Genomic DNA, 23,879 nt, shown 5'->3' with positions numbered 1-23,879 from the left:
AATTTAGAATTAAATTTGCAAATCATAAAACGTCCGCCTTATCTTTAATCCTAAAAATAAAACCCTAAATAATCGAAAAACTCAAATTATAAGATAAGAATTAAATTGCATAACCTTAAAAACTAAAAAAACTATATAAAAACAATATATAAAAAAAATCATTACAAAAAAATATATTTTAAATCAATAATTTCCCTTCTGTTGTTTACTGAATTTTCCGGTAAGTACATTTTATGTGTTAACCTACAGTTAATAGCCATTCTTTACCCTCATGTTATGTTTTGTTTTAACACTTAACATAAGGGATTAAGGAATGTCTATTTTTGTTGATAAAATCTTAAAATATACGATATCAAAAACTTTGAAATAACATTTTCTAATTCTTATTAATAATTTATATTTTTTGTTTTTGTCATGTGACATTTTTGTTTTTTCATATACCATTTTTTATGTATTTTTCTTTTCTTTTTTCTTTTCTTTTTTCTTTTCTTTTTTCTTTTCTTTTTTCTTTTGTCTTTTTTTACCTTAAAAAAAAGACAAAAACTAACATACATACGTTAGCTAATGCCTTTTCTTTTCCAATCATTAGCGGTAATAAGCACAGGGCGAGCTTTACCTCCGCCTTTAGAAGGACCAACAATACCTTCTTCTTCCAACATATCCATAATTCTGCCTGCGCGAGAAAAACCGATACGCATTCTACGTTGTAAAGCGCTAGCTGAAATGCTACCCATTTCTAATGCAAGACTAACCGCTTCGTCATACATTGGATCTTTATCATGAATAACGACACGATGCTGTTCACTCATCTCTACTTGTTGCTGCAAAGAATCTGGTAATAAAGAATCATCATAGTTAACCTCTTGTTGAGCACTAACATGTTCAACAACAGCTTTAACTTCATTGTCACATACAAAAGCACCTTGTAGTCTAATCGGCTTTTGCGAACCCACAGGTGTATACAATGAATCTCCTTTACCTAATAAGCGCTCCGCACCAGTATTATCTAAGATAATCCGCGAATCAATAGATGAAGAAACGGCAAAAGAAATTCTTGTAGGAATATTAGCTTTAATTAGTCCGGTAATTACATTAGCCGATGGTCGCTGCGTCGCTAAAATAAGATGAATACCTGCTGCACGTGCTTTTTGTGCTAAACGCGCAATTGATCCTTCAACTTCAGCAGGTGCAATCATCATCAGATCAGCTAATTCATCTACAACGACAACAATCCAAGGTAAAATCTCTGCTTGATCATCTTCTTTAATTGCCTCATTATACCCATAGATATCTCTCACACACATTTCGCGCAACAAACGATAACGGCGCTCCATTTCATCCACAACACGCTCTAAAGCCGCTGCTGCTTGCTTAACATCAGTCACTACAGGAGCTAATAGATGTGGTATACCATTATAGATGCTAAGCTCAACCATTTTAGGATCAATCAGTACTAAACGAAGTTCGCTAGGTGTAGCACGATATAATAAACTTAATAAAATAGCATTTATGCACACACTTTTACCAGAACCCGTTGTTCCTGCAACAAGCAAATGAGGCATTTTTGATAGGTCAGCTAACATAGGTGTCCCCGATACATCTCGACCTAAAGCAATCATCAACTTAGCTTTCATATCTTTAAAAGAACGATGCTCCAATAGCTCCCGTAAGCCTACCATCGATACTTGCTTATTAGGAACTTCAATTCCCACAGCTGCTTCACCCGGTATAGGAGCTTCAATCCGAATACTCTTTGCAGCTAAAGCTAAAGCCATATCATCACTTAAATTAGCAATTTTACTCACTTTAATCCCAGCATCAGGTTGAATAGCATAACGTGTAATCGATGGTCCACGATGCACAGAAACAACTTTAGCTCGTACACCAAAACTAAGTAGTTTTTCGACTAAAACACTGGCTTCTTTTTCTACGGACTCTTTGTCTTCTGAGGAAACGACTTCAGTACGATTTAACAATGAGAGCGAAGGTAATATATATTGGTCATAAAAAACAGCCGATGAAGATTGCCAATTTAAAATACCATCATTACCATCTGGCTGAGGAGGTTCTAACTCAGCTGTAAAATCATGAATCAATGGAACAACAGCCGGTAATTCCTTCGGTTTATGGCCTCGTACCCTTTGTAAAGGTTCTTGATGCTGTTGCTTTGGTACCGTCTGTTGTTTAATGAAAGTAATTTCTTTTGGCGATACAAGACCTGTTTTAATAAAACGATCAATTCCGTCAATTAAGAAAGTTACAAACCTTACCCTTAAATGAGTAATTTTTTGTTTAAATAACACCCAAAGACTACTATTAGAAGAATAGCTAAGGATAAATAAAGTACCGCACATCGCAATTGTCACTAAAACAACAACCGCACCTACTGTATCAAATAAAAAACGTAATAAGGCATACGAAGAAGCACCAACCATCCCACTACCTGTATCATCTAATCGCTGATTTAAACGTAATTCTTCAAATAACAATTCCCATGTATAATCAAGCATTTCTTGATTAGATATAGGCATCATATGTTGCGCATTTATAATATGCGAAACAACAACAAAAGAAAAAAGAATCATCGACGCGCCTATGAAGTGCATCGACCATGTTTTGGACCATGATCTAGCCATAAAAACACGTATAGAAAAAAGCATGCCGATGAGAGGAAGTAAGAAATTCCAAGACCCTAATAAAAGGCGTGAGATGAAGTAGAGGTTACGACCTACAGCACCGTAGCCAGCGAGCATAATAAGAAAAAAAGCCATCATTAAGATACCATAAATAGAAAACAAGATATCCTGCTGAGGCTGTAGGGGCTTTTCTTTCTTTTTTTTCTTTGACAAAGAATCACCCCCGTTTTTGACAATTGTAACATTTTGGATTCTTTTAATAAAGGCTATAAATGGGATATTTCCATTTATAAAAAATATAAATTAAACCCAAAAAACTTGAAATCACAAAGAAAAACGTTCGCCTGGTTGAAAGCGAGGATTTAAATAATGCTGTGGATCCATACTAAGTAATTGCATAATCTCTACTTCACCTGGATTAGATCCTCTAACAAGCATAGAAACACCATCCACAGAAAGTGTTTGACAATCAGCCATGTCATCTGTTTCCGCAAAAGTTACTTCGGCAGGTATCGTTGAATAATGGATCATTGTGGTAAGCCCCCAGATATATTATTAGATGCATTTCGTCTGCTTTCAATTTTGCTATTTAAGTCCAATAAAGCATCAGATATACCACCCACTTTATCAATTAGACCATATTTTACCGCATCTCGTCCAATAAGATTTGTCCCAATATCGCGTGCTAACTGACCCGTCTTAAACATAAGTTCACGAAAAGACTCTTCAGTTGTGTTCGAATGGCGCGTAATAAAACGAGTTACACGATCTTGCATTTTCTCTAAATATTCAAACGTCTGCGGCACACCAACAACCATCCCCGTCAAACGAACAGGATGAATCGTCATTGTCGCTGTTTCTGCAATAAATGATGTTTGAGCAGCAACAGCAATCGGAACACCAATACTATGTCCACCACCAAGAACAATTGATACAGTCGGTTTACTCATCGTAGCAATCATCTCCGCAATCGCTAAGCCAGCCTCAACATCACCTCCTACTGTATTTAACAAAACGACCATTCCTTCAACCCGATCACTCTGCTCCACAGCCACAATTTGCGGAATAACATGTTCATATTTTGTCGTCTTGTTTTGTGGAGGCATTACTAAATGTCCCTCAATTTGCCCAATAACATTTAAACAAAAAACACTTGATTCCATCTGAGGAATCTGCGTTTGACCAAATTGTTGCAAAGATTGTACAATATTACGTTTCGTAACAGCACCTAAATCCTCTTCCTTAGTCATTTCTTTATCTTTTGTTGGTGCCTCTGTATCTTTATTCGCCATCTACAAGTCCCCCAACTAATAGTCTACACTAATAAAAGATCCCTTCACATTATAGACAGGTAGGAAGAAAAACAAACTGTTGCTTCCAAGCTTTAATTATGCTTTGCTTAATAAAAGTTAATGAGGGTACAGAAGATAATAAACGAGCTAAAGAGGTAATACCATACTGTTGTAACCCACATGGAATAATAAACTTAAAAGGATCCAAATCAGGATTAATATTAAAAGCAAAACCATGACTTGTTACATATGCTTGCTTATCGGGTATCCGATTAAACTTAACACCGATAGCAATAACCTTAGCATCATCGACAAAAATACCTGTATGCGGTGGCTTACAAACAGCCTTAACACCTAATATATCCATAACTTGCAATAAAACATTTTCTATCATACGAAGATAAACTTTCAAATCACGTAAAGGCCAAATCAAAAACGCATAACCAATCAACTGACCCGGTCCATGATATGTAACATCACCACCGCGATCAATATCAACTAGATCAATCCCACGTTTTTGATAATCGTCCTTACTTAACAATAAATGATCAAGCTTACTACCACGACCTAAAGTAATCGTTGGCGGATGCTCTGTAAACACAAACGTAGAAGATCGCTTTCCTGCCATTATATCTTTAACATAAAGCTGCTGACGTTCCCAAGCTTCCCTATAAGGAACAACATCCCAGTCGATAAATTGCATCTTAAACCCCCGAAACACAAAAATACGCATATTTGACCATATAAAAGTTAAAATATGTTAAAATACACTATAACCAGTATAAAACATAAGTGAAAAAATCGACTAAAAACAAACCAAAAAAATCAATAAAAACACAAAAAATAAATTTCAAAAAAATAAGATAAAAACAAAAGTTAAAAACAAAAGGATGATACAAAGATGGAAAAATTAGCTAAATTAGTAGCTCTATACCCACAACCACATGATGAAAACGTTTTCAAAGAACATTACTTTGGCACACATCTAAATATTGTAAGACAAATGCCACATATTCTAGGTTGTGAAGTTATAAGACTTACTTCGACTGACGAAACAAAAAAAAATAGTTACTATATGCAAACAATCATGTTATTCCCAGACAAAGAAAAACTTGAAACCGCATTGAATTCTGAAAAAGGCAAAGAGATGCAAATAGACTTACAAAAAATGTTAGCCGATAACGTAGATATTTTTATAGGAGAAATGATATGGTAAATATAATAATAAACTAATTTAATTTAAATTAATAATAAAAATATTTTCATTATTAAATCTTCATCTAAAAAAAAAATTAAATACCGATAAATAACATAAATACAATGTCTAGATATTTGTGTTTATGTTTATCACAGAATATTATTATACATTGTAATTCACAAAATAGATATAGAAGATAAATAAATACCAAAACAACACCAAAACGATTCCCAATCAATACGCAAGCAAAAAAAAAGCAATTTCTTTTAAAGAAAAAACTTATTTCTTATTTCACAATCGATTTACTTAGAAATCCATTTAATTCTATTAACATATCCATGCCTAATATATCCATCCTTACTATAGAAATTGTCCAAACAAAAACGTAAAGCGCGTTTAAGAACCTAATCGAATGAACTAAAAGCTATGATAATAGCTATTTTTGTATTTAAATCCCGTAATTTTTATATTTTAATTATGTAAATAATGGTAAAATATAAAAAATCAGATACATCAAATATATTTTAATTTTAATAAAATATATTGTAAAGAAATAAAAGAAGTTGCCTTCAATATTGTTTCCAAAGAAATTTAAAACTATTAAATTATAACTATTAACAATACATATGTATAAAGAAAAAATAGTGTTTATATACTTTTAGATATATAAACACTATTTTTTAATTTTTAGATAAATTTTTAAAAATAATAAATAAAAATCATCTATGCTAATTGTCTATATCATTCTTCTCTGGAACTTATATTTTTTGAAAACCCTTAAAATTATAAGATCTTGCAAACTTGAGAAATAATAAAATTTTTTTATTTTTTTAGCAAAGGTATATTTTTTAAGCTAATTTCAAAATATTGATACTAGCTAAAGTAGGAATATTAGTTACAGCCAAAGATATGACAGCGGTTGTTGTTTGAAAATCTAAATTTGATATCAAAGGTACAATATTTATATTTGTTGTAACGGTGGGATTAATAACAACATTACCGTAAATCCACCAAAAGAAATTCGGAAAAGGACCTATAGTGATGTCATTTTGGGGTGCCATAAAGATAGCACTGCCATTTATAGCCTCACCATTTGCTAATAGTTGACAACCATATATTGGCAAAGGCGAAGGGCCACGCGGATTATTTGTCATTCCATAATCTATGGAGTAAATACCTGGTGATATGGTAATGGTATCGGTACTGGTTAATGAAATACCCACACCATATACGTTGTTGAAAGAATTGATGGGTAAAGGTAAATTGACAGCCAAAGAAAGGGATGCGTTAGCTATTAGACCAAAAGAACCTGCGCCTAGCACAAATCCCCCTGTAGGTCCTGTATCACCTTGAATACCCGTTAGTCCGGTTGCACCTGTAGGACCAGTTATTCCTGTTACTCCCGTTATGCCTGTATTTCCAGTTATACCTGTTATTCCGGTTGCACCTGTAGGGCCTGTTGGGCCTGTTGGACTTGTATTACCCGTTGGACCTGTAGGTCCAACAAAACCTGTGTTACCTTGATTGAGCGAAATAATACCTGTAGGGCCTGTAACACCAGTTGCGCCTGTATAACCTGTTGCACCTGTGTTGCCGGTTATCCCTGTATTACCCATTATTATAGATAAACCTATGGGTCCTGTAGGGCCTGTTGGGCCTTGAGTACCAAGAGCACCATATGCACCTGTAAGTCCTGTATTACCTGTTACTCCTGTAATACCAGTATCGCCGGTAATATAAAGACCAGTAGGTCCTGTTGGGCCAGTATCACCTGTAGCAGGTCCCATTGGACCTGCTGGACCTGTTGGACCTGTGGCACCTGGTTGCGAAATTGTACCTATCACAGAATTTAATTGTTCATTTATAGACTCCAATTTTACAGAGGTAATTCTTAAAATATCATTTAAACTTCTATCTATAGCTAATAAGTCTTGAAGAGAAGGCGGCTTACCATTAGTTACACCAGGCAGTGTTCCTAGAATATATTGCACCTTTTCAGCTTCAGCATTTAATAGATGGCTCAGTCCTAGTTCAGTCATTGCTGAGGACGCAAGCAATAAATTTAAAACATCTGACTGATTAAGGGAAATTTGTGGAGATATGCCAGGGATATTTGCTTGTGACATTTTTTTGATTATCTCCTTAACTACTAATTTTAGTATACTTGTTGCTTATTTTATTTTTCTAATAGTAATATAACTATCAATAGGGCTATATGGAACAACTGTCGGCGGAGCAGTTGTAGCTACTGAGTTATACAAACGCATTTGAATAACAGCTGCGGCTGTGACTTGGATCATATACTCTGCCGATTGATACAGCATACCTCCGTATAGGTAGGATGCTGATGAGGTATTTTGACGTGTTAAAGTAGAAGCAAAACCATAAGGTTGGTTGATATTCGTACCATAGGTATTTAAGCTACCTGAAACTAATGATAGGTAGACAACGGATTCATTTTCGACTACTGAACTTCCACCATGTGCCCATACCAGACCGCCAAAATTAAATATATAGGTACCTGGTTGTATACTAATATTAGTATTATTACTTAACAATGATATACTGCTACTAGTATTAAACTGACTATTGAAATTTACTGGTGTTGTAAATGTAGTTACATTTGCTAATGCAAATCTTCTGAAAGAAGCAATTTCAGCACTTGCTGTAGGTCCTATCGGGCCCTGATTTCCTTGTATTCCCGATGGTCCTGGTGAGATTTGCGGACCTTGTGGGCCTTGTAACCCTGTAGTACCTGTTATACCTTGGAATCCTGTAATACCTGTCGAACCCGTTATATTTATACCTGTAGGACCTGTTGGCCCTGTAGGGCCTGTTATACCAGATATAAATATAACTGGACCTGTTTCTCCTGTTGGGCCTGTTAATCCCGTGGGACCTGTTATTCCTGTAAAACCTATTGTACCTGTTGGGCCTGTTATAGATATGCCCGTGATTCCTGTTATACCTGTTATACCTGTTGGGCCTGTTATGCCTGTTATACCTATTGGTCCTTGTATACCACTTGGACCTTGATTACCCATTATACCAGTCATACTTTGACCTGTTGGGCCTGTAATACCTATGGCTCCTCCGGGCACACCGGTATCACCTGTAGGTCCTGTCGGGCCTGTGGGTCCTACTAATATACTCATCATTTTCCATCCTTATTTTTTAAGAACTTTATAAAATTATATAAATTAACCTATTTGTTGCACAGACACTATGAAAGTTGAGCAAGGAAGAGTAGTGCCTGAAGCACCAGTGTATGAACCTATAAGGGGTAAAATATTTATATTTGTATTTGCATTCGCATTGATTAAAACTTTGGTTACCCCTATACCGCAAGGTGCATTTGTGAATCCTGGATTTAATGTTGAACCAAAGATTGTGCCACCTGGGTAAGGTACACCATTTACAAGCAATTGCATAATACCCATACTGACATTTTGCATATCTATTGAGGATGATCTCATATAACCAAAGGTAAACCAAACGGTGTAGTATCCAGCATTTAAAAGGGTTAACGTAGTAAGATCTGCCGAGAGGACTATTGCTGGTGAATAGGTAGGATTTATTAAACTTATAGATGCTAGGTCTAGAAAACTGTTGCTTGTATTTTGAACATTCGTTTGATTAAGATTAGAGTTATAAAGATTGATCGGACCAAAGTCTAAGCTACCTGTATTTCCGGTAATACCTGTCATACCAGTAGGTCCGGTAATTCCTGGACCAGTAATTCCAGTAGGACCAATTGGTCCGGTAGATCCTGTGGTACCTGTGATACCTGTCGGTCCACTAGGTCCTGTAATGCTAAAGCCTGTCGGTCCAGTAGATCCCGTAGGTCCTGTTGTACCGGGGGCCAAAATGGCTGGTCCTATAGCCCCGGTAGGTCCAATTGGTCCTGTATTTCCTTGTACACCTGTATTTCCAGCGTTACCAGTAGGTCCCATGCTTTGGGCTCCTTGTGGTCCTTGGAAACCTTGAGGACCTTGAAATCCTGTAGGCCCTATAGGTCCAATAGGTCCAGTAGGACCAATTGGTCCGGTAGGTCCAGTAGGACCAATAGGTCCAGTAGGTCCGATATTCCCTGGTGCTCCATGGGGTCCAGGTGGTCCTTGAGTACCTTGAGGACCTTTTGGTCCGGTAGGTCCAAAGGATAATGAATTTAGTTCTTTTAGTGCAATATCAAGTTGTGAAGTCAACGCAGTTTCTTGACAAGCGATATATGACATGTTATTTTTGATACTTTTATTAAGGGCAATCAAATCTTGTATTGTCGGAGGATTAGGATTTGTTATGCCCTCTAAAGTACCTAAAATATATTGTAATTTATAGCAATATGATTTCTTGCTTTACACCATACAGGAAACTATTTGTATATTTAATCTTTATAATTTTATAAAACATACTATAAAAATTATTTTTTTACACATATACCACGCATGAGATTTTCACCTCACATGGCATTAAGTTATTTAAGATACATTTTATAATTTTTTATAAATGAAAAACCATAAAATATATCATAAATTATCGCAAATCTATTCCTCAGCATTTTTTAGGTGAATTCTAGGTTAGATGATTTGCACTCTCCCAAGATATAATTATATATCTTGCTTTCCACGTTCCAAATGATTAAAGTAATCTATGATATTTTTAGGCAGAAACTATAGGTTAGATAATGATGTATATTTGAACATATACTCTGTTATTACCAAATGAAATTAGCATTTAACAAATTTATCTGTCGCCGAAACCTTTATATTCATTTCTTTGATAATTATTAAGGTATAGCTGCTTAATAAAATTCTTGCCTTAAATATCTTTTATACATCTTTACCTGGCTTTTTATACTATTTTCAGATATTTAGTCAATTGTTTTTATCAACCAATATATGTGTACAAACAGGCATTGAATTTTCTATTTATTAAAATAGATTAATCATTTAGTTCATATATATGCTTAGTATTTAGCTAAGAACGTGTCGCACTTCATTTCATACGGCGTTTATAAAAAGTTTTTTTCATAACATCGATTTGTCGAGTATTTTTAGATACTTTCCTTCATCAGATGATGTTACTTTCATAGACAAATCTATTTACCACGTTCCAAAGTGTTTTTGCCATATCCTTAGGTGGAAATAATCAAGCAAGTAAAATGATAATATTTTATGCTTATCTTTATATTTTATTATATTTATTTTATATAAATATAATAAATCGTTGGACATGCTCAACAAGACTAGCCCATATGATTGTCCTTTATTTTTAAATCTATAACACTAATGCTATAATTAACCCAGTATTCTTAATTAATAATCAAAATACACGAACAAACCCTATATATTAATTCAAGACAGTAAAATAATATAATTGTTTTCCTAGGTGAAAATTAAGTTAACAATCATTTACTTGAAAGAAATTTCTTTGTTTACCTCACCTTAGATAATTTTCTACTCTAAGCACCTGGCTTCCTATTTAAATATAGGCAGGTTTTATAGTAAGCATTTATATTTAAAACACTTTAGTTCTCTTTAATTAACTTAATTTTAAAATTATATAATTAAAAGATTGTTTTTTGTCACTTATTTTAAATCATTTATATAAATTAAAATAAGGCATTATACAATAACGTGTCGCACTTCACCTTCGGTATTAATAATACGAGGTAGCTAATCAATAGCCCCTCCCAAACCGTACAAGCATTTTACAATACATACGGCTTTCCGGTTATATTAGATCATTTAAGTTAATTGCGATTTAAAATCAAGATAATTCAAATGATAATAAACAACCTGTTCTTTTGGCCATGTAGTTGATATTAACAACTTCTAACTTCGAAGAACGCTAATTTTTTATTTAAAAGATTTATTTGTTATTTTTAAATCTCATGGATGCGATGAAATTACTTGGAGTACTTATATATTCTTAGCCACATAAAGAATATATACAAGTTTTATTTTGGACATTTTTAATATATCGTTCATTTGCTTCATCCATGTAGATTTTTCAACACTAGATATATATTTATATATCCAGAATATGTTTAATTAAAAAATTAAACGTGGCTAAGTCCTAATTCACTCATGGCGATAGCTGCAATCATTATTTTTAAGGCGTCATTTCTATTAACTGTAATATCGGGTGTTATATTTGGAATATTCGCTTGCGACACTTTATCACGCACCTTTTTTGCGAAGATATATAATTTATAAAAAAATTCATTTGCCGTCACTTGATCTAATTAATATATTAACATACGGCATAAAGATATATTATGATCATAATGATCATGATTGCATGTGCTAATAACATTTTTTGTTTATTTATTATTTATTTATTGTTAATCTTAAAATTTTAAAAAAATATTAAGATTAACAATAAACTGCACATGCCGGAAAATGAAGTAAAAAATTGCAAATTAATTTCGGGCGCAGTTTCTCTATGAAAATCTTAGTTGTTTTTGAATTTGGCTAAGAGAAATTCCCGCTTGAAATTGTTCATATATATATTTCATAAAACAGCATTTCTTTTCTTTTATATATTTATTTATGCTATTAAGAATATTTACGTCACCTATATACACACAACATTGAAAAAAACATAATCAAAGAAAAGTAAAGATCCAAGGACTTTGTGGATCTAACTTGATATCTATCGAAAGATAGATTAACTTTTACTGTTCTAAAATAAGTTTCAATTGAACATCTTTTTTAATAATAATTTAGTATTTGTTCATTACGAAAAGTTATGTCTGTGCTAATAAAAGCCTTTATTTTAGCAGGATAAAAACCTTTGCCATCTTCTAGGAAAAGAAGCACAGCAGCATTATCAATGTTATTAAGCGTTTCCTCATAACAATATACCCTATAACGACCATTTTTGATGGTAAAAACATTATTATCTGACTTTTTTATATGGGCAGCAAATGCAGTTAGAGATTGACGAATTCCTTGTTGATAAAAAATGAGACTGGTTTTGAATCCAACAATAACATAAAAAAATTTTTTAGCATTTGTGTCAAACATCGATTTTTAAGCATACAAATAATCAATCAAAAAATATATTTTTTTGACATAATTCAGTTAATTATGTCCTTGCCAAAAAAATAGGCCATAATTTTTGATTTTCAAAAATTAACTTAAAAATTTTATTATAATCTAAGTTTTAATATTATTTGCAGATTTAGGCTAACTCTTTAAATTGATAACAGTAAGACCTTAGTGCTGCTCTTAATCCTTTTTTGACGCTTAATAAAATAAGCTTCACAGATATATTAGTAGGAATATCTAAATATGATATTATCCCTTTCAAGGATGAAGTAAATATATCAATCATATCTTCTATTCGATCAACTTCTTTTTTAGCCTGATATTTACATAATCCCTTTAGAAGATTAACATTACAATAAATTGCTACAAAAAATGGACCTTAAATGGCCCATTTTTATAACTATATATTCTATAAATAATTAATAGTATCGTTATTTGTATTATTAACATCATTAGATACATTATTATCATCTGATAAAGACCTAGCGTACTGATTTTTTAGTTCTTTTTTCTGTAGATACTTTTTCAATTCTTTCTCAGCTGTTTTTAATCTATTTTCTGCATAGGAAATTTCTTGATCTGAAGCTTTAGATTTCCTCAATGTTTTAATATTGTTTTTTAATCTCCTAATATTCAATCTCAATTTACCTTCAGCCGGTTCCAAAGATTCATTTTCTACTGAAGCGACCTCGTCATCTTGAGAAACATAACCTGCTTCATTTTCATACTCTCTAACAAGCTCCACACGAAAACGACCCACTTGTCGAACAACTTGCTGCCCGTCATGATTAACTGGTAAATCGGGTTGATTTTCGAATAAGTTTAAACCGATACCCTCGTCTTCATCTGCTTGTTCCCTTACTACCTCAGCTGCTTGTTCCCTTACTACCTCAGCTGCTTGTTCCCTTACTACCTCAGCTGCTTGTTCCCTTACTACCTCAGCTGCTTGTTCCCTTACTACCTCAGCTGCTTGTTCCCTTACTACCTCAGCTGCTTGTTCCCTTACTACCTCAGCTGCTTGTTCCCTTACTACCTCAGCTGCTTGTTCCCTTACTACCTCAGCTGCTTGTTCCCTTACTACCTCAGCTGCTTGTTCCCTTACTACTGCATCTGCTTGTTCCCTTACTACTGCATCTGCTTGTTCCCTTACTACCTCAGCTGCTTGTTCCCTTACTACCTCAGCTGCTTGTTCCCTTACTACCTCAGCTGCTTGTTCCCTTACTACTGCATCTGCTTGTTCCCTTACTACCTCAGCTGCTTGTTCTCTTACTACTGCATCTGCTTGTTCCCTTACTACCTCATCTATTACTACGTATGAAGAATTAATTGGCTCTAAAAATAAATCATTGTCATTACTTGGATCTCTCGATATAGCACCTGTTATGCTGCTAATTAGCCCATTAAATGCTCCTGCTATTTTCCCTGGAAAACTAGCTAGGGCGTTAGGTAACAAAAGACCAGCTGAAATTATTGAAGTACCAGCTACCCCTATAGATATAGCTTTGTTATTATAATCATTTTCTATTACATCTTTGTTTTCATTCTTTTTTTCTGTTTTATCATTTTCTGTTTTTTTAATTCTTGAAAGCATTACATTTTGCTTATTTAAAACTTTATCTATATTTATTAGTGAAACCGAAGGTTCTAATTTTCTTTTTAGTTTTAATTTTAAATAATTAATATTAGAATTTATTTTGTATATTAATTCTAATGCGTAAATTTCAATTGCCTTATCAACAAACTCACTACTTATATTTTCATTTAATTTAAACTTATCGGACCAAATATCTAAATATTTAAATTTAGTTTCAAGATTATTAATTTCTTCTTTTTTATTCTTAACTATTGAACTACTTTCTAAGAATAGTTCGCGCCATGAATTGAATTTATTTTTTTCATAATCCAATATTTCTGTTTCAGGTAATTTTTTTTCTTCTAATAGCCAGATATATTTTGATATTCTAGAATCGCTTTCATTATTAGAAATTTTTTGAGATTGATTTATGGAATTGTTATATATGAAATATATATATGGATATATCTCATGTATAAATTTATTTTCTTCTATATCTGAGATTTCCAGATACCCTTCTTCTATAAATTTATTTTTAAAATCTAAGAATACTTTACTTCTTTCAGAATTGTTTTTAGAAGTGTTGACTCTATCTTTTCCTCGTATTTTTAACCATTTATCCTTAAAAATATCAAATGGAGACCCTAATATTTTTTCTGTATCTAAATATATCTCGGGTTTTCTTTTAATAAAATTAAGAATTGTCAGAATTTCTTTTTTTTCTGAATCATTAGTTCCTTCATCATTTTGGTATTCATTGGATTCGAATATGTTATCCTTGTATTGTTTATCTTCTGCTGTTTCCCCCGGATTTATTTCTATATTTTGTTTATTAGCATATGATATGATGTTTTCTGAAAACAAGACAGTTAACAATATTGTATTTACTAGATATGTTTTTTTCATAATTTAATTTTAAATATTTAACCTTCCTTTTGTGATCTATTTTTAGATTAAGATTTATTTTAAGGGGTAATTATAATTATATATCTTAATTATCACCTATTATTAAGATATTGTCAACATATTAATAATATGTAAATATATTGGTTTTAGGTTTTTTAAATTGCATACATTTTGATTTTTTCTATAAGCTTGTCCAATAACCCTTGTTAAATAGTGTTTAAATTACACCATTAATAATCGGCTATATTCATATTTCCTGACAAGTTCTATATTATTTTATTTCTAAATAAATTATTTATCTAAAAATTTTTAATTTGTTTTTCTATCTTTTTCTTTGTTGAACTGGAAGCATTGTATTGTTACATCCAGCTGCTTGATATTGGATTAAAAGTTTTTGGATTTGTAATATGGTTTTTGCTGTAAACTTTTTTGTGAAGGTTTACCGTTTCTGCGATTATAAAAAGAGTTAGCTTTGTTACCTGGGGGTATGGTAGTTAGCATATAGTGTGATTCCAGGAAGGGGTGTATTGTTTATTAAGATTTGAAACATACCGAAGTGTAAGATTGGTAATATTTGTTGTTCGAGAAATAAGGTAAACTAGGGAATAAAAGACAAGATATACACCTGGTTTTGTAAACGTTCAAGTTGTTAAATCAGCTTACATTGTCATAACTGTTGTATATTGCGCATTTAAAGAACTATTAGGAGATATATACATATTACCAATTTAATTTGAAGCTGGTCCATCCTAAGATGATTTTATCTAAACTGATAACAGAAATGAATTTAACTTCATCAAATGATGCTATTTTGGAATATTCCATATTTAAGTATTTAACTTTAGATTTATACATATATGATTAATAATCTATTTTAAATATAAAATTTTATTTTAATATATATCAAAAAATCACAATGTTATATTGATATTGTGATTTTTTGATATATATTAAAATCAGGTGATAAAATTAAGAGGGACCATTATTAATACTTATCAAGTATCGGGGATTGTGTTTTTTTACCCCTGTGCCTCAGTACAGCTTCTCGAGCAAAATTTTGGCTCTTGGGCATTTAAAAAGTGATAAAATAATTTTACATGAAATTATTTTTTAGTATAAAATTAAAACTATTAATAAAATGTATGAATTTTGATCCATAATTATTAATATGAAAATAATTACAACATTAGTATTTATATTTTTTAAAAAATATATAAAAGGCAGCTTTATTGTTTATTTTAAGCTTTTTATAAAATTTTAAAATTAACAATAAAGACCCATGATATGTACTAATAGGATATATTAGTAATATTTGGCAAGTCCTAAATCTAAATTTGGATATCACTGCAACACAAGATTAAATTAATATTATCAATCTCTATCATGGTGTTATTATTAAACAACCATGATAGAGATGATATCTTTTATTATTATCAATATTTTCATCCTTATAATTATCATAATACAAGCTATAAATATATTTAAATGTTAATAAATTATATCATTTTTATCAGATTTATATTACCAACCATAACCATAATAACCAACAGGTGCATAACAACCGCCATAGCCATATCCACCATATCCGCCATATCCACCATAGCCGCCATAGCCGCCATAGCCGCCATATGCGCCTATTCCATATCCACAATAACGATGAGCACTAGCAGAACTTATAGAAAAGGCACTTAAAGCAGATAAACATAATAAACTCGCTATAGCTGTTTTCGTTATTTTTTTCAACATAGTGATCAAACCCCTTTGATTTTTTATATTTTTTATTTAAAAAATATCATATCTATATTAGAAGCTTTTGCCCTAATAGAGTTTATATATTTTCTTATTATCAATCATCTTAATACTTTTTATTAGTATAATACAAGCTATAAATATATTTAAATATTAATAAATTATATCATTTTTATCAGATTTATATTACCAACCATAACCATAATAACCAACAGGTGCATAACCGCCATAACCATATCCGCCATAACCATAGCCGCCATATCCACGATATCCGCCGTAGCCACCATACCCATAGCCATAGCCATAGCCGCCATTGCCATAGCCACAATATCCACCATATCCACAATAACGATGAGCACTAGCAGAACTTATAGAAAAGGCACTTAAAGCAGATAAACATAATAAACTCGCTATAGCTGTTTTCGTTATTTTTTTCAACATAGTGATCAAACCCCTTTGATTTTTTATATTTTTTATTTAAACAATATCATATCTATATTAGAAGCTTTTGCCTTAATAGAGTTTATATATTTTATTATTATCAATCATTTTAATACTTTTTATTAGTATAATACAAGCTATAAATATATTTAAATATTAATAAATTATATCATTTTTATCAGATTTATATTACCAACCATAACCATAATAACCAACAGGTGCATAACCGCCATAACCATATCCGCCATAGCCATAGCCACCATATCCGCCATAGCCATAGCCACCATATCCGCCATAACCATATCCACCATGACGATGAGGACCATAACCAAAATGAGCACTAGCAGAACTTATAGAAAAGGCACTTAAAGCAGATAAACATAATAAACTAGCTATAGCTGTTTTCGTTATTTTGTTCAACATAGTGATCAAACCCCTTTGGTTTTTTATTTTGTATATTTTTTATTTAAACAATATCATATCTATATTAGAAGCTTTTGCCTTATTTATTTTTGGGCATGTTATAAAATCAACAGCGATATCGGATTATGGTATGATTTCTTCCTAAGAAACAAATAATATAAAACTTATATTATATTAGCTTCTTTTTATCCTGATATTAATGCAATTAATTTAAAATCACATATATATAAAGATATAGTTTAAAAAAATATAAGTATAAATCTAAATTTGGATATCACTGCAACACAAGATTAAATTAATATTATCAATCTCTATCATGGTGTTATTATTAAACAAACATGATAGAGATGCTATCTTTTATTATTATCAATATTTTCATCCTTATAATTATCATAATACAAGCTATAAATATATTTAAATGTTAATAAATTATATCATTTTTATCAGATTTATATTAACAACCATAACCATAATAACCAACAGGTGCATAACAACCGCCATAGCCATATCCACCATAGCCGCCATATCCACCATAGCCGCCATATCCACCATATCCACCATAGCCGCCATATCCGCCTATTCCATATCCACAATAACGATGAGCACTAGCAGAACTTATAGAAAAGGCACTTAAAGCAGATAAACATAATAAACTCGCTATAGCTGTTTTCGTTATTTTTTTCAACATAGTGATCAAACCCCTTTGATTTTTTATATTTTTTATTTAAACAATATCATATCTATATTAGAAGCTTTTGCCCTAATAGAGTTTATATATTTTCTTATTATCAATCATCTTAATACTTTTTATTAGTATAATACAAGCTATAAATATATTTAAATGTTAATAAATTATATCATTTTTATCAGATTTATATTACCAACCATAACCATAATAACCAACAGGTGCATAACAACCGCCATAGCCATATCCGCCATATCCACCATATCCGCCATATCCGCCATAGCCGCCATAGCCGCCATAGCCGCCTATTCCATATCCACAATAACGATGAGCACTAGCAGAACTTATAGAAAAGGCACTTAAAGCAGATAAACATAATAAACTCGCTATAGCTGTTTTCGTTATTTTGTTCAACATAGTGATCAAACCCCTTTGGTTTTTTATTTTTTATATTTTTTATTTAAACAATATCATATCTATATTAGAAGCTTTTGCCTTAATAGAGTTTATATATTTTCTTATTATCAATCATCTTAATACTTTTTATTAGTATAATACAAGCTATAAATATATTTAAATATTAATAAATTATATCATTTTTATCAGATTTATATTACCAACCATAACCATAATAACCAACAGGTGCATAACCGCCATAACCATATCCGCCATAGCCATATCCGCCATAGCCATATCCGCCATAGCCACCATATCCGCCATAGCCATAGCCAACATGACGATGAGGACCATAACCAAAATGAGCACTAGCAGAACTTATAGAAAAAGCACTTAAAGCGGATAGACATAATAAACTCGCTATAGCTGTTTTCGTTATTTTGTTCAACATAGTGATCAAACCCCTTTGATTTTTTATATTTTTTATTTAAACAATATCATATCTATATTAGAAGCTTTTGCCCTAATAGAGGTGATATATTTTCTTATTATCAATCATCTTAATACTTTTTATTATTATAATACAAGCTATAAATATATTTAAATATTAATAAATTATATCATTTTTATCAGATTTATATTACCAACCATAACCATAATAACCAACAGGTGCATAACCGCCATAACCATATCCGCCATAGCCATATCCATATCCATAGCCATATCCATATCCATAGCCACCGTATCCGCCATAACCATATCCAACATGACGATGAGGACCATAACCAAAATGAGCACTAGCAGAACTTATAGAAAAGGCACTTAAAGCGGATAAACATAATAAACTTGCTATAGCTGTTTTCGTTATTTTGTTCAACATAGTGATCAAACCCCTTTGGTTTTTTATATTTTTTATTTAAACAATATCATATCTATATTAGAAGCTTTTGCCTTATTTATTTTTGGGCATGTTATAAAATCAACAGTGATATCGGATTATGGTATGATTTCTTCCTAAGAAACAAATAATATAAAACTTATATTAAATTATATTAGCTTCTTTTTATCCTGATATTAATGCAATTAATTTAAAATCACATATATATAAAGATATCGTTTAAAACAATTAAGTATAAATCTAAATTTGGATATCACTGCAACACAAGATTAAATTAATATTATCAATCTCTATCATGGTGTTATTATTAAACAACCATGATAGAGATGCTATCTTTTATTATTATCAATATTTTCATCCTTATAATTATCATAATACAAGCTATAAATATATTTAAATTTTAATAAATTATATCATTTTTATCAGATTTATATTACCAACCATAACCATAATAACCAACAGGTGCATAACCGCCATATCCATATCCGCCATAGCCATATCCGCCATATCCATAGCCATAGCCACCGTATCCGCCATATCCATATCCAACATGACGATGAGGACCATAACCAAAATGAGCACTAGCAGAACTTATAGAAAAGGCACTTAAAGCGGATAAACATAATAAACTCGCTATAGCTGTTTTCGTTATTTTTTTCAACATAGTGATCAAACCCCTTTGGTTTTTTATTTTGTATATTTTTTATTTAAACAATATCATATCTATATTAGAAGCTTTTGCCTTAATAAAGATGCTATATTTTCTTATTATCAATCATCTTAATACTTTTTATTAGTATAATACAAGCTATAAATATATTTAAATATTAATAAATTATATCATTTTTATCAGATTTATATTACCAACCATAACCATAATAACCAACAGGTGCATAACAACCGCCATAACCATAGCCGCCATATCCACGATATCCGCCGTAGCCACCATACCCATAGCCATAGCCGCCATTGCCATAGCCACAATATCCACCATATCCACAATAACGATGAGCACTAGCAGAACTTATAGAAAAAGCACTTAAAGCAGATAAACATAATAAACTCGCTATAGCTGTTTTCGTTATTTTTTTCAACATAGTGATCAAACCCCTTTGATTTTTTATATTTTTTATATTTTTTATTTAAACAATATCATATCTATATTAGAAGCTTTTGCCTTAATAAAGATGCTATATTTTCTTATTATCAATATTTTAATCCTTGTGATTAGTATAATACCAGCTATAAATATATTTAAATTTTAATAAATTATATCATTTTTATCAGATTTATATTACCAACCATAACCATAATAACCAACAGGTGCATAACCGCCATAACCATATCCGCCATAACCATAGCCGCCATAACCATATCCAATATGACGATGAGGACCATAACCATATCCAACATGACGATGAGGACCATAACCAAAATGAGCACTAGCAGAACTTATAGAAAAGGCACTTAAAGCGGATAAACATAATAAACTCGCTATAGCTGTTTTCGTTATTTTGTTCAACATAGTGATCAAACCCCTTTGGTTTTTTATATTTTTTATTTAAACAATATCATATCTATATTAGAAGCTTTTGCCCTAATAGAGGTGATATATTTTCTTATTATCAATCATCTTAATACTTTTTATTAGTATAATACAAGCTATAAATATATTTAAATTTTAATAAATTATATCATTTTTATCAGATTTATATTACCAACCATAACCATAATAACCAACAGGTGCATACCCGCCATAACCATAGCCATAGCCATAGCCATAGCCATAGCCATAGCCACCGTATCCGCCATAACCATATCCAACATGACGATGAGGACCATAACCAAAATGAGCACTAGCAGAACTTATAGAAAAGGCACTTAAAGCAGATAAACATAATAAACTCGCTATAGCTGTTTTCGTTATTTTGTTCAACATAGTGATCAAACCCCTTTGGTTTTTTATATTTTTTATTTAAACAATATCATATCTATATTAGAAGCTTTTGCCTTAATAAAGATGCTATATTTTCTTATTATCAATCATTTTAATCCTTGTGATTAGTATAATACAAGCTATAAATATATTTAAATATTAATAAATTATATCATTTTTATCAGATTTATATTACCAACCATAACCATAATAACCAACAGGTGCATAACAACCGCCATATCCATAGCCGCCATATCCACGATATCCGCCGTAGCCACCATACCCATAGCCATAGCCATAGCCGCCATAACCATATCCAACATGACGATGAGGACCATAACCAAAATGAGCACTAGCAGAACTTATAGAAAAGGCACTTAAAGCGGATAAACATAATAAACTCGCTATAGCTGTTTTCGTTATTTTGTTCAACATAGTGATCAAACCCCTTTGGTTTTTTATATTTTTTATTTAAACAATATCATATCTATATTAGAAGCTTTTGCCTTATTTATTTTTGGGCATGTTATAAAATCAACAGTGATATCGGATTATGGTATGATTTCTTCCTAAGAAACAAATAATATAAAACTTATATTAAATTATATTAGCTTCTTTTTATCCTGATATTAATGCAATTAATTTAAAATCACATATATATAAAGATATCGTTTAAAACAATTAAGTATAAATCTAAATTTGGATATCACTGCAACACAAGATTAAATTAATATTATCAATCTCTATCATGGTGTTATTATTAAACAACCATGATAGAGATGCTATCTTTTATTATTATCAATATTTTCATCCTTATAATTATCATAATACAAGCTATAAATATATTTAAATATTAATAAATTATATCATTTTTATCAGATTTATATTACCAACCATAACCATAATAACCAACAGGTGCATAACCGCCATATCCATATCCGCCATATCCATATCCGCCATACCCATAGCCATAGCCATAGCCGCCATTGCCATATCCACAATATCCACCATATCCACAATAACGATGAGCACTAGCAGAACTTATAGAAAAGGCACTTAAAGCAGATAAACATAATAAACTCGCTATAGCTGTTTTCGTTATTTTGTTCAACATAGTGATCAAACCCCTTTGGTTTTTTATTTTTTATATTTTTTATTTAAACAATATCATATCTATATTAGAAGCTTTTGTCCTAATAGAGGTGATATATTTTCTTATTATCAATCATCTTAATACTTTTTATTAGTATAATACAAGCTATAAATATATTTAAATTTTAATAAATTATATCATTTTTATCAGATTTATATTACCAACCATAACCATAATAACCAACAGGTGCATAACAACCGCCATAACCATAGCCGCCATATCCACGATATCCGCCGTAGCCACCATACCCATAGCCATAGCCATAGCCGCCATTGCCATATCCACAATATCCACCATATCCACAATAACGATGAGCACTAGCAGAACTTATAGAAAAGGCACTTAAAGCAGATAAACATAATAAACTCGCTATAGCTGTTTTCGTTATTTTGTTCAACATAGTGATCAAACCCCTTTGGTTTTTTATTTTTTATATTTTTTATTTAAACAATATCATATCTATATTAGAAGCTTTTGCCTTAATAAAGATGCTATATTTTCTTATTATCAATCATTTTAATCCTTTTTATTAGTATAATACAAGCTATAAATATATTTAAATATTAATAAATTATATCATTTTTATCAGATTTATATTACCAACCATAACCATAATAACCAACAGGTGCATAACCGCCATATCCATAGCCGCCATATCCATAGCCGCCATATCCATAACCATAACCATATCCAATATGACGATGAGGACCATAACCATATCCAACATGACGATGAGGACCATAACCAAAATGAGCACTAGCAGAACTTATAGAAAAGGCACTTAAAGCGGATAAACATAATAAACTTGCTATAGCTGTTTTCGTTATTTTGTTCAACATAGTGATCAAACCCCTTTGGTTTTTTATATTTTTTATTTAAACAATATCATATCTATATTAGAAGCTTTTGCCTTATTTATTTTTGGGCATGTTATAAAATCAACAGTGATATCGGATTATGGTATGATTTCTTCCTAAGAAACAAATAATATAAAACTTATATTAAATTATATTAGCTTCTTTTTATCCTGATATTAATGCAATTAATTTAAAATCACATATATATAAAGATATCGTTTAAAACAATTAAGTATAAATCTAAATTTGGATATCACTGCAACACAAGATTAAATTAATATTATCAATCTCTATCATGGTGTTATTATTAAACAACCATGATAGAGATGCTATCTTTTATTATTATCAATATTTTCATCCTTATAATTATCATAATAAAAGCTATAAATATATTTAAATATTAATAAATTATATCATTTTAATCGAATTCATATTACCAACCATAACCATAATAACCAACAGGTGCATAATAACCGCCAGCTCTACTATAATAACTGCCATAACCATAACCATAACCATAACCATAGCCATAGCCGCCATTGCCATATCCACAATATCCACCATATCCACAATAACGATGAGCACTAGCAGAACTTATAGAAAAGGCACTTAAAGCAGATAGACATAATAAACTTGCGATAGCTGTTTTTGTTATTTTTTTCAACATAGTGATCAAACCCC

At 31.3% G+C, this 23,879-nt stretch carries 29 protein-coding genes; 1 reads left to right on the top strand and 28 read right to left on the bottom strand.

The genetic code is table 11. The annotated features are described in order from the left end of the window. Window positions 1-557: 557 nt before the first annotated feature. The 4 genes from VS182_RS05825 to lipB form a co-directional block, all read right to left on the bottom strand. Window positions 558-2,849 carry a DNA translocase FtsK gene (locus VS182_RS05825; RefSeq protein WP_479492463.1) on the bottom strand — a complete coding sequence of 764 codons (2,292 nt, stop codon included), beginning with the start codon at window positions 2,847-2,849 and terminating at the stop codon, window positions 558-560. 111 nt (window positions 2,850-2,960) lie between these two features. Further along, complete coding sequence (locus VS182_RS05820) at window positions 2,961-3,167, bottom strand: YlzJ-like family protein (protein ID WP_479484235.1); 207 nt, start codon at window positions 3,165-3,167, stop codon at window positions 2,961-2,963. Continuing rightward, on the bottom strand, window positions 3,164-3,928 hold the full coding sequence (locus VS182_RS05815; protein WP_479484236.1) for a ClpP family protease: 765 nt from the start codon (window positions 3,926-3,928) through the stop codon (window positions 3,164-3,166). The genes VS182_RS05820 and VS182_RS05815 overlap by 4 nt, the downstream gene beginning before the upstream one ends. Before the next feature lie 49 nt (window positions 3,929-3,977). After that, window positions 3,978-4,631: a lipoyl(octanoyl) transferase LipB gene (gene lipB, locus VS182_RS05810; RefSeq protein WP_479492462.1), complete on the bottom strand. Its 654-nt coding sequence runs from the start codon at window positions 4,629-4,631 to the stop codon at window positions 3,978-3,980. Window positions 4,632-4,829: 198 nt separating this feature from the next. Here lipB and VS182_RS05805 point away from each other — a divergent pair, with 198 nt between their 5' ends. Continuing rightward, complete coding sequence (locus VS182_RS05805; protein WP_479484238.1) at window positions 4,830-5,144, top strand: EthD family reductase; 315 nt, start codon at window positions 4,830-4,832, stop codon at window positions 5,142-5,144. 830 nt (window positions 5,145-5,974) lie between these two features. Here the strand turns inward: VS182_RS05805 and VS182_RS05800 are convergent. The 24 genes from VS182_RS05800 to VS182_RS05685 form a co-directional block, all read right to left on the bottom strand. Then, window positions 5,975-7,252 carry an alpha-helical endospore appendage domain-containing protein gene (locus VS182_RS05800; protein WP_479492461.1) on the bottom strand — a complete coding sequence of 426 codons (1,278 nt, stop codon included), beginning with the start codon at window positions 7,250-7,252 and terminating at the stop codon, window positions 5,975-5,977. Between the two features lie 45 nt (window positions 7,253-7,297). Further along, on the bottom strand, window positions 7,298-8,281 hold the full coding sequence (locus tag VS182_RS05795) for a BclA C-terminal domain-containing protein (protein WP_479492460.1): 984 nt from the start codon (window positions 8,279-8,281) through the stop codon (window positions 7,298-7,300). A 45-nt stretch (window positions 8,282-8,326) separates the two neighbouring features. Continuing rightward, window positions 8,327-9,361 (bottom strand): hypothetical protein, encoded by a 1,035-nt coding sequence (locus VS182_RS05790; RefSeq protein ID WP_479492459.1) that lies wholly within the window; start codon window positions 9,359-9,361, stop codon window positions 8,327-8,329. Between the two features lie 1,826 nt (window positions 9,362-11,187). Further along, window positions 11,188-11,364, bottom strand: a complete 177-nt coding sequence (locus VS182_RS05785; RefSeq protein WP_479492458.1) for a hypothetical protein — start codon at window positions 11,362-11,364, stop codon at window positions 11,188-11,190. Between the two features lie 478 nt (window positions 11,365-11,842). Next, on the bottom strand, window positions 11,843-12,157 hold the full coding sequence (locus VS182_RS05780; RefSeq protein WP_479488583.1) for a hypothetical protein: 315 nt from the start codon (window positions 12,155-12,157) through the stop codon (window positions 11,843-11,845). Window positions 12,158-12,314: 157 nt separating this feature from the next. Next, the gene (locus tag VS182_RS05775) at window positions 12,315-12,467 is read right to left on the bottom strand and encodes a hypothetical protein (protein ID WP_479488584.1); all 153 of its coding nucleotides are present in this window, start codon (window positions 12,465-12,467) and stop codon (window positions 12,315-12,317) included. 123 nt (window positions 12,468-12,590) lie between these two features. Further along, entirely contained in the window at window positions 12,591-14,618 is a 2,028-nt protein-coding gene (locus VS182_RS05770; protein ID WP_479492457.1) for a hypothetical protein, read from the bottom strand. Window positions 14,619-15,380: 762 nt separating this feature from the next. Next, window positions 15,381-15,515, bottom strand: coding sequence for a hypothetical protein (locus VS182_RS05765; RefSeq protein WP_479492456.1), 135 nt, complete (start codon window positions 15,513-15,515; stop codon window positions 15,381-15,383). 666 nt (window positions 15,516-16,181) lie between these two features. Then, a complete protein-coding gene (locus VS182_RS05760) occupies window positions 16,182-16,406 on the bottom strand; it encodes a hypothetical protein (RefSeq protein WP_479492455.1) in 225 nt (74 codons plus the stop codon). A 189-nt stretch (window positions 16,407-16,595) separates the two neighbouring features. Further along, the gene (locus VS182_RS05755; protein ID WP_479492454.1) at window positions 16,596-16,850 is read right to left on the bottom strand and encodes a hypothetical protein; all 255 of its coding nucleotides are present in this window, start codon (window positions 16,848-16,850) and stop codon (window positions 16,596-16,598) included. A 189-nt stretch (window positions 16,851-17,039) separates the two neighbouring features. Further along, window positions 17,040-17,273, bottom strand: a complete 234-nt coding sequence (locus VS182_RS05750; RefSeq protein ID WP_479492453.1) for a hypothetical protein — start codon at window positions 17,271-17,273, stop codon at window positions 17,040-17,042. A 454-nt stretch (window positions 17,274-17,727) separates the two neighbouring features. Next, a complete protein-coding gene (locus VS182_RS05745) occupies window positions 17,728-17,961 on the bottom strand; it encodes a hypothetical protein (protein ID WP_479492452.1) in 234 nt (77 codons plus the stop codon). A 189-nt stretch (window positions 17,962-18,150) separates the two neighbouring features. Next, entirely contained in the window at window positions 18,151-18,375 is a 225-nt protein-coding gene (locus tag VS182_RS05740; RefSeq protein WP_479492451.1) for a hypothetical protein, read from the bottom strand. A 196-nt stretch (window positions 18,376-18,571) separates the two neighbouring features. Beyond that, on the bottom strand, window positions 18,572-18,805 hold the full coding sequence (locus tag VS182_RS05735; protein ID WP_479492450.1) for a hypothetical protein: 234 nt from the start codon (window positions 18,803-18,805) through the stop codon (window positions 18,572-18,574). Window positions 18,806-18,994: 189 nt separating this feature from the next. Further along, a complete protein-coding gene (locus VS182_RS05730) occupies window positions 18,995-19,234 on the bottom strand; it encodes a hypothetical protein (RefSeq protein ID WP_479492449.1) in 240 nt (79 codons plus the stop codon). Window positions 19,235-19,685: 451 nt separating this feature from the next. Then, window positions 19,686-19,916 (bottom strand): hypothetical protein, encoded by a 231-nt coding sequence (locus tag VS182_RS05725; RefSeq protein WP_479492448.1) that lies wholly within the window; start codon window positions 19,914-19,916, stop codon window positions 19,686-19,688. A gap of 196 nt (window positions 19,917-20,112) precedes the next feature. Then, the gene (locus VS182_RS05720) at window positions 20,113-20,349 is read right to left on the bottom strand and encodes a hypothetical protein (protein ID WP_479492447.1); all 237 of its coding nucleotides are present in this window, start codon (window positions 20,347-20,349) and stop codon (window positions 20,113-20,115) included. 197 nt (window positions 20,350-20,546) lie between these two features. Continuing rightward, window positions 20,547-20,777, bottom strand: coding sequence for a hypothetical protein (locus VS182_RS05715; protein ID WP_479492446.1), 231 nt, complete (start codon window positions 20,775-20,777; stop codon window positions 20,547-20,549). A gap of 189 nt (window positions 20,778-20,966) precedes the next feature. Next, window positions 20,967-21,191 carry a hypothetical protein gene (locus VS182_RS05710; protein WP_479492445.1) on the bottom strand — a complete coding sequence of 75 codons (225 nt, stop codon included), beginning with the start codon at window positions 21,189-21,191 and terminating at the stop codon, window positions 20,967-20,969. Between the two features lie 189 nt (window positions 21,192-21,380). Continuing rightward, window positions 21,381-21,623: a hypothetical protein gene (locus VS182_RS05705; protein WP_479492444.1), complete on the bottom strand. Its 243-nt coding sequence runs from the start codon at window positions 21,621-21,623 to the stop codon at window positions 21,381-21,383. Between the two features lie 451 nt (window positions 21,624-22,074). Next, on the bottom strand, window positions 22,075-22,302 hold the full coding sequence (locus VS182_RS05700; RefSeq protein WP_479492443.1) for a hypothetical protein: 228 nt from the start codon (window positions 22,300-22,302) through the stop codon (window positions 22,075-22,077). Between the two features lie 196 nt (window positions 22,303-22,498). Further along, window positions 22,499-22,741 (bottom strand): hypothetical protein, encoded by a 243-nt coding sequence (locus tag VS182_RS05695; RefSeq protein ID WP_479484256.1) that lies wholly within the window; start codon window positions 22,739-22,741, stop codon window positions 22,499-22,501. 196 nt (window positions 22,742-22,937) lie between these two features. After that, entirely contained in the window at window positions 22,938-23,180 is a 243-nt protein-coding gene (locus VS182_RS05690; protein ID WP_479492442.1) for a hypothetical protein, read from the bottom strand. A 451-nt stretch (window positions 23,181-23,631) separates the two neighbouring features. Next, entirely contained in the window at window positions 23,632-23,865 is a 234-nt protein-coding gene (locus VS182_RS05685; protein WP_479492441.1) for a hypothetical protein, read from the bottom strand. Between the last annotated feature and the right edge of the window lie 14 nt (window positions 23,866-23,879).

This window comes from Pasteuria ramosa, assembly GCF_056496785.1.
Note: the sequence above shows the minus strand (reverse complement) of the source record. Positions and strands in the feature narration are given on the sequence as shown.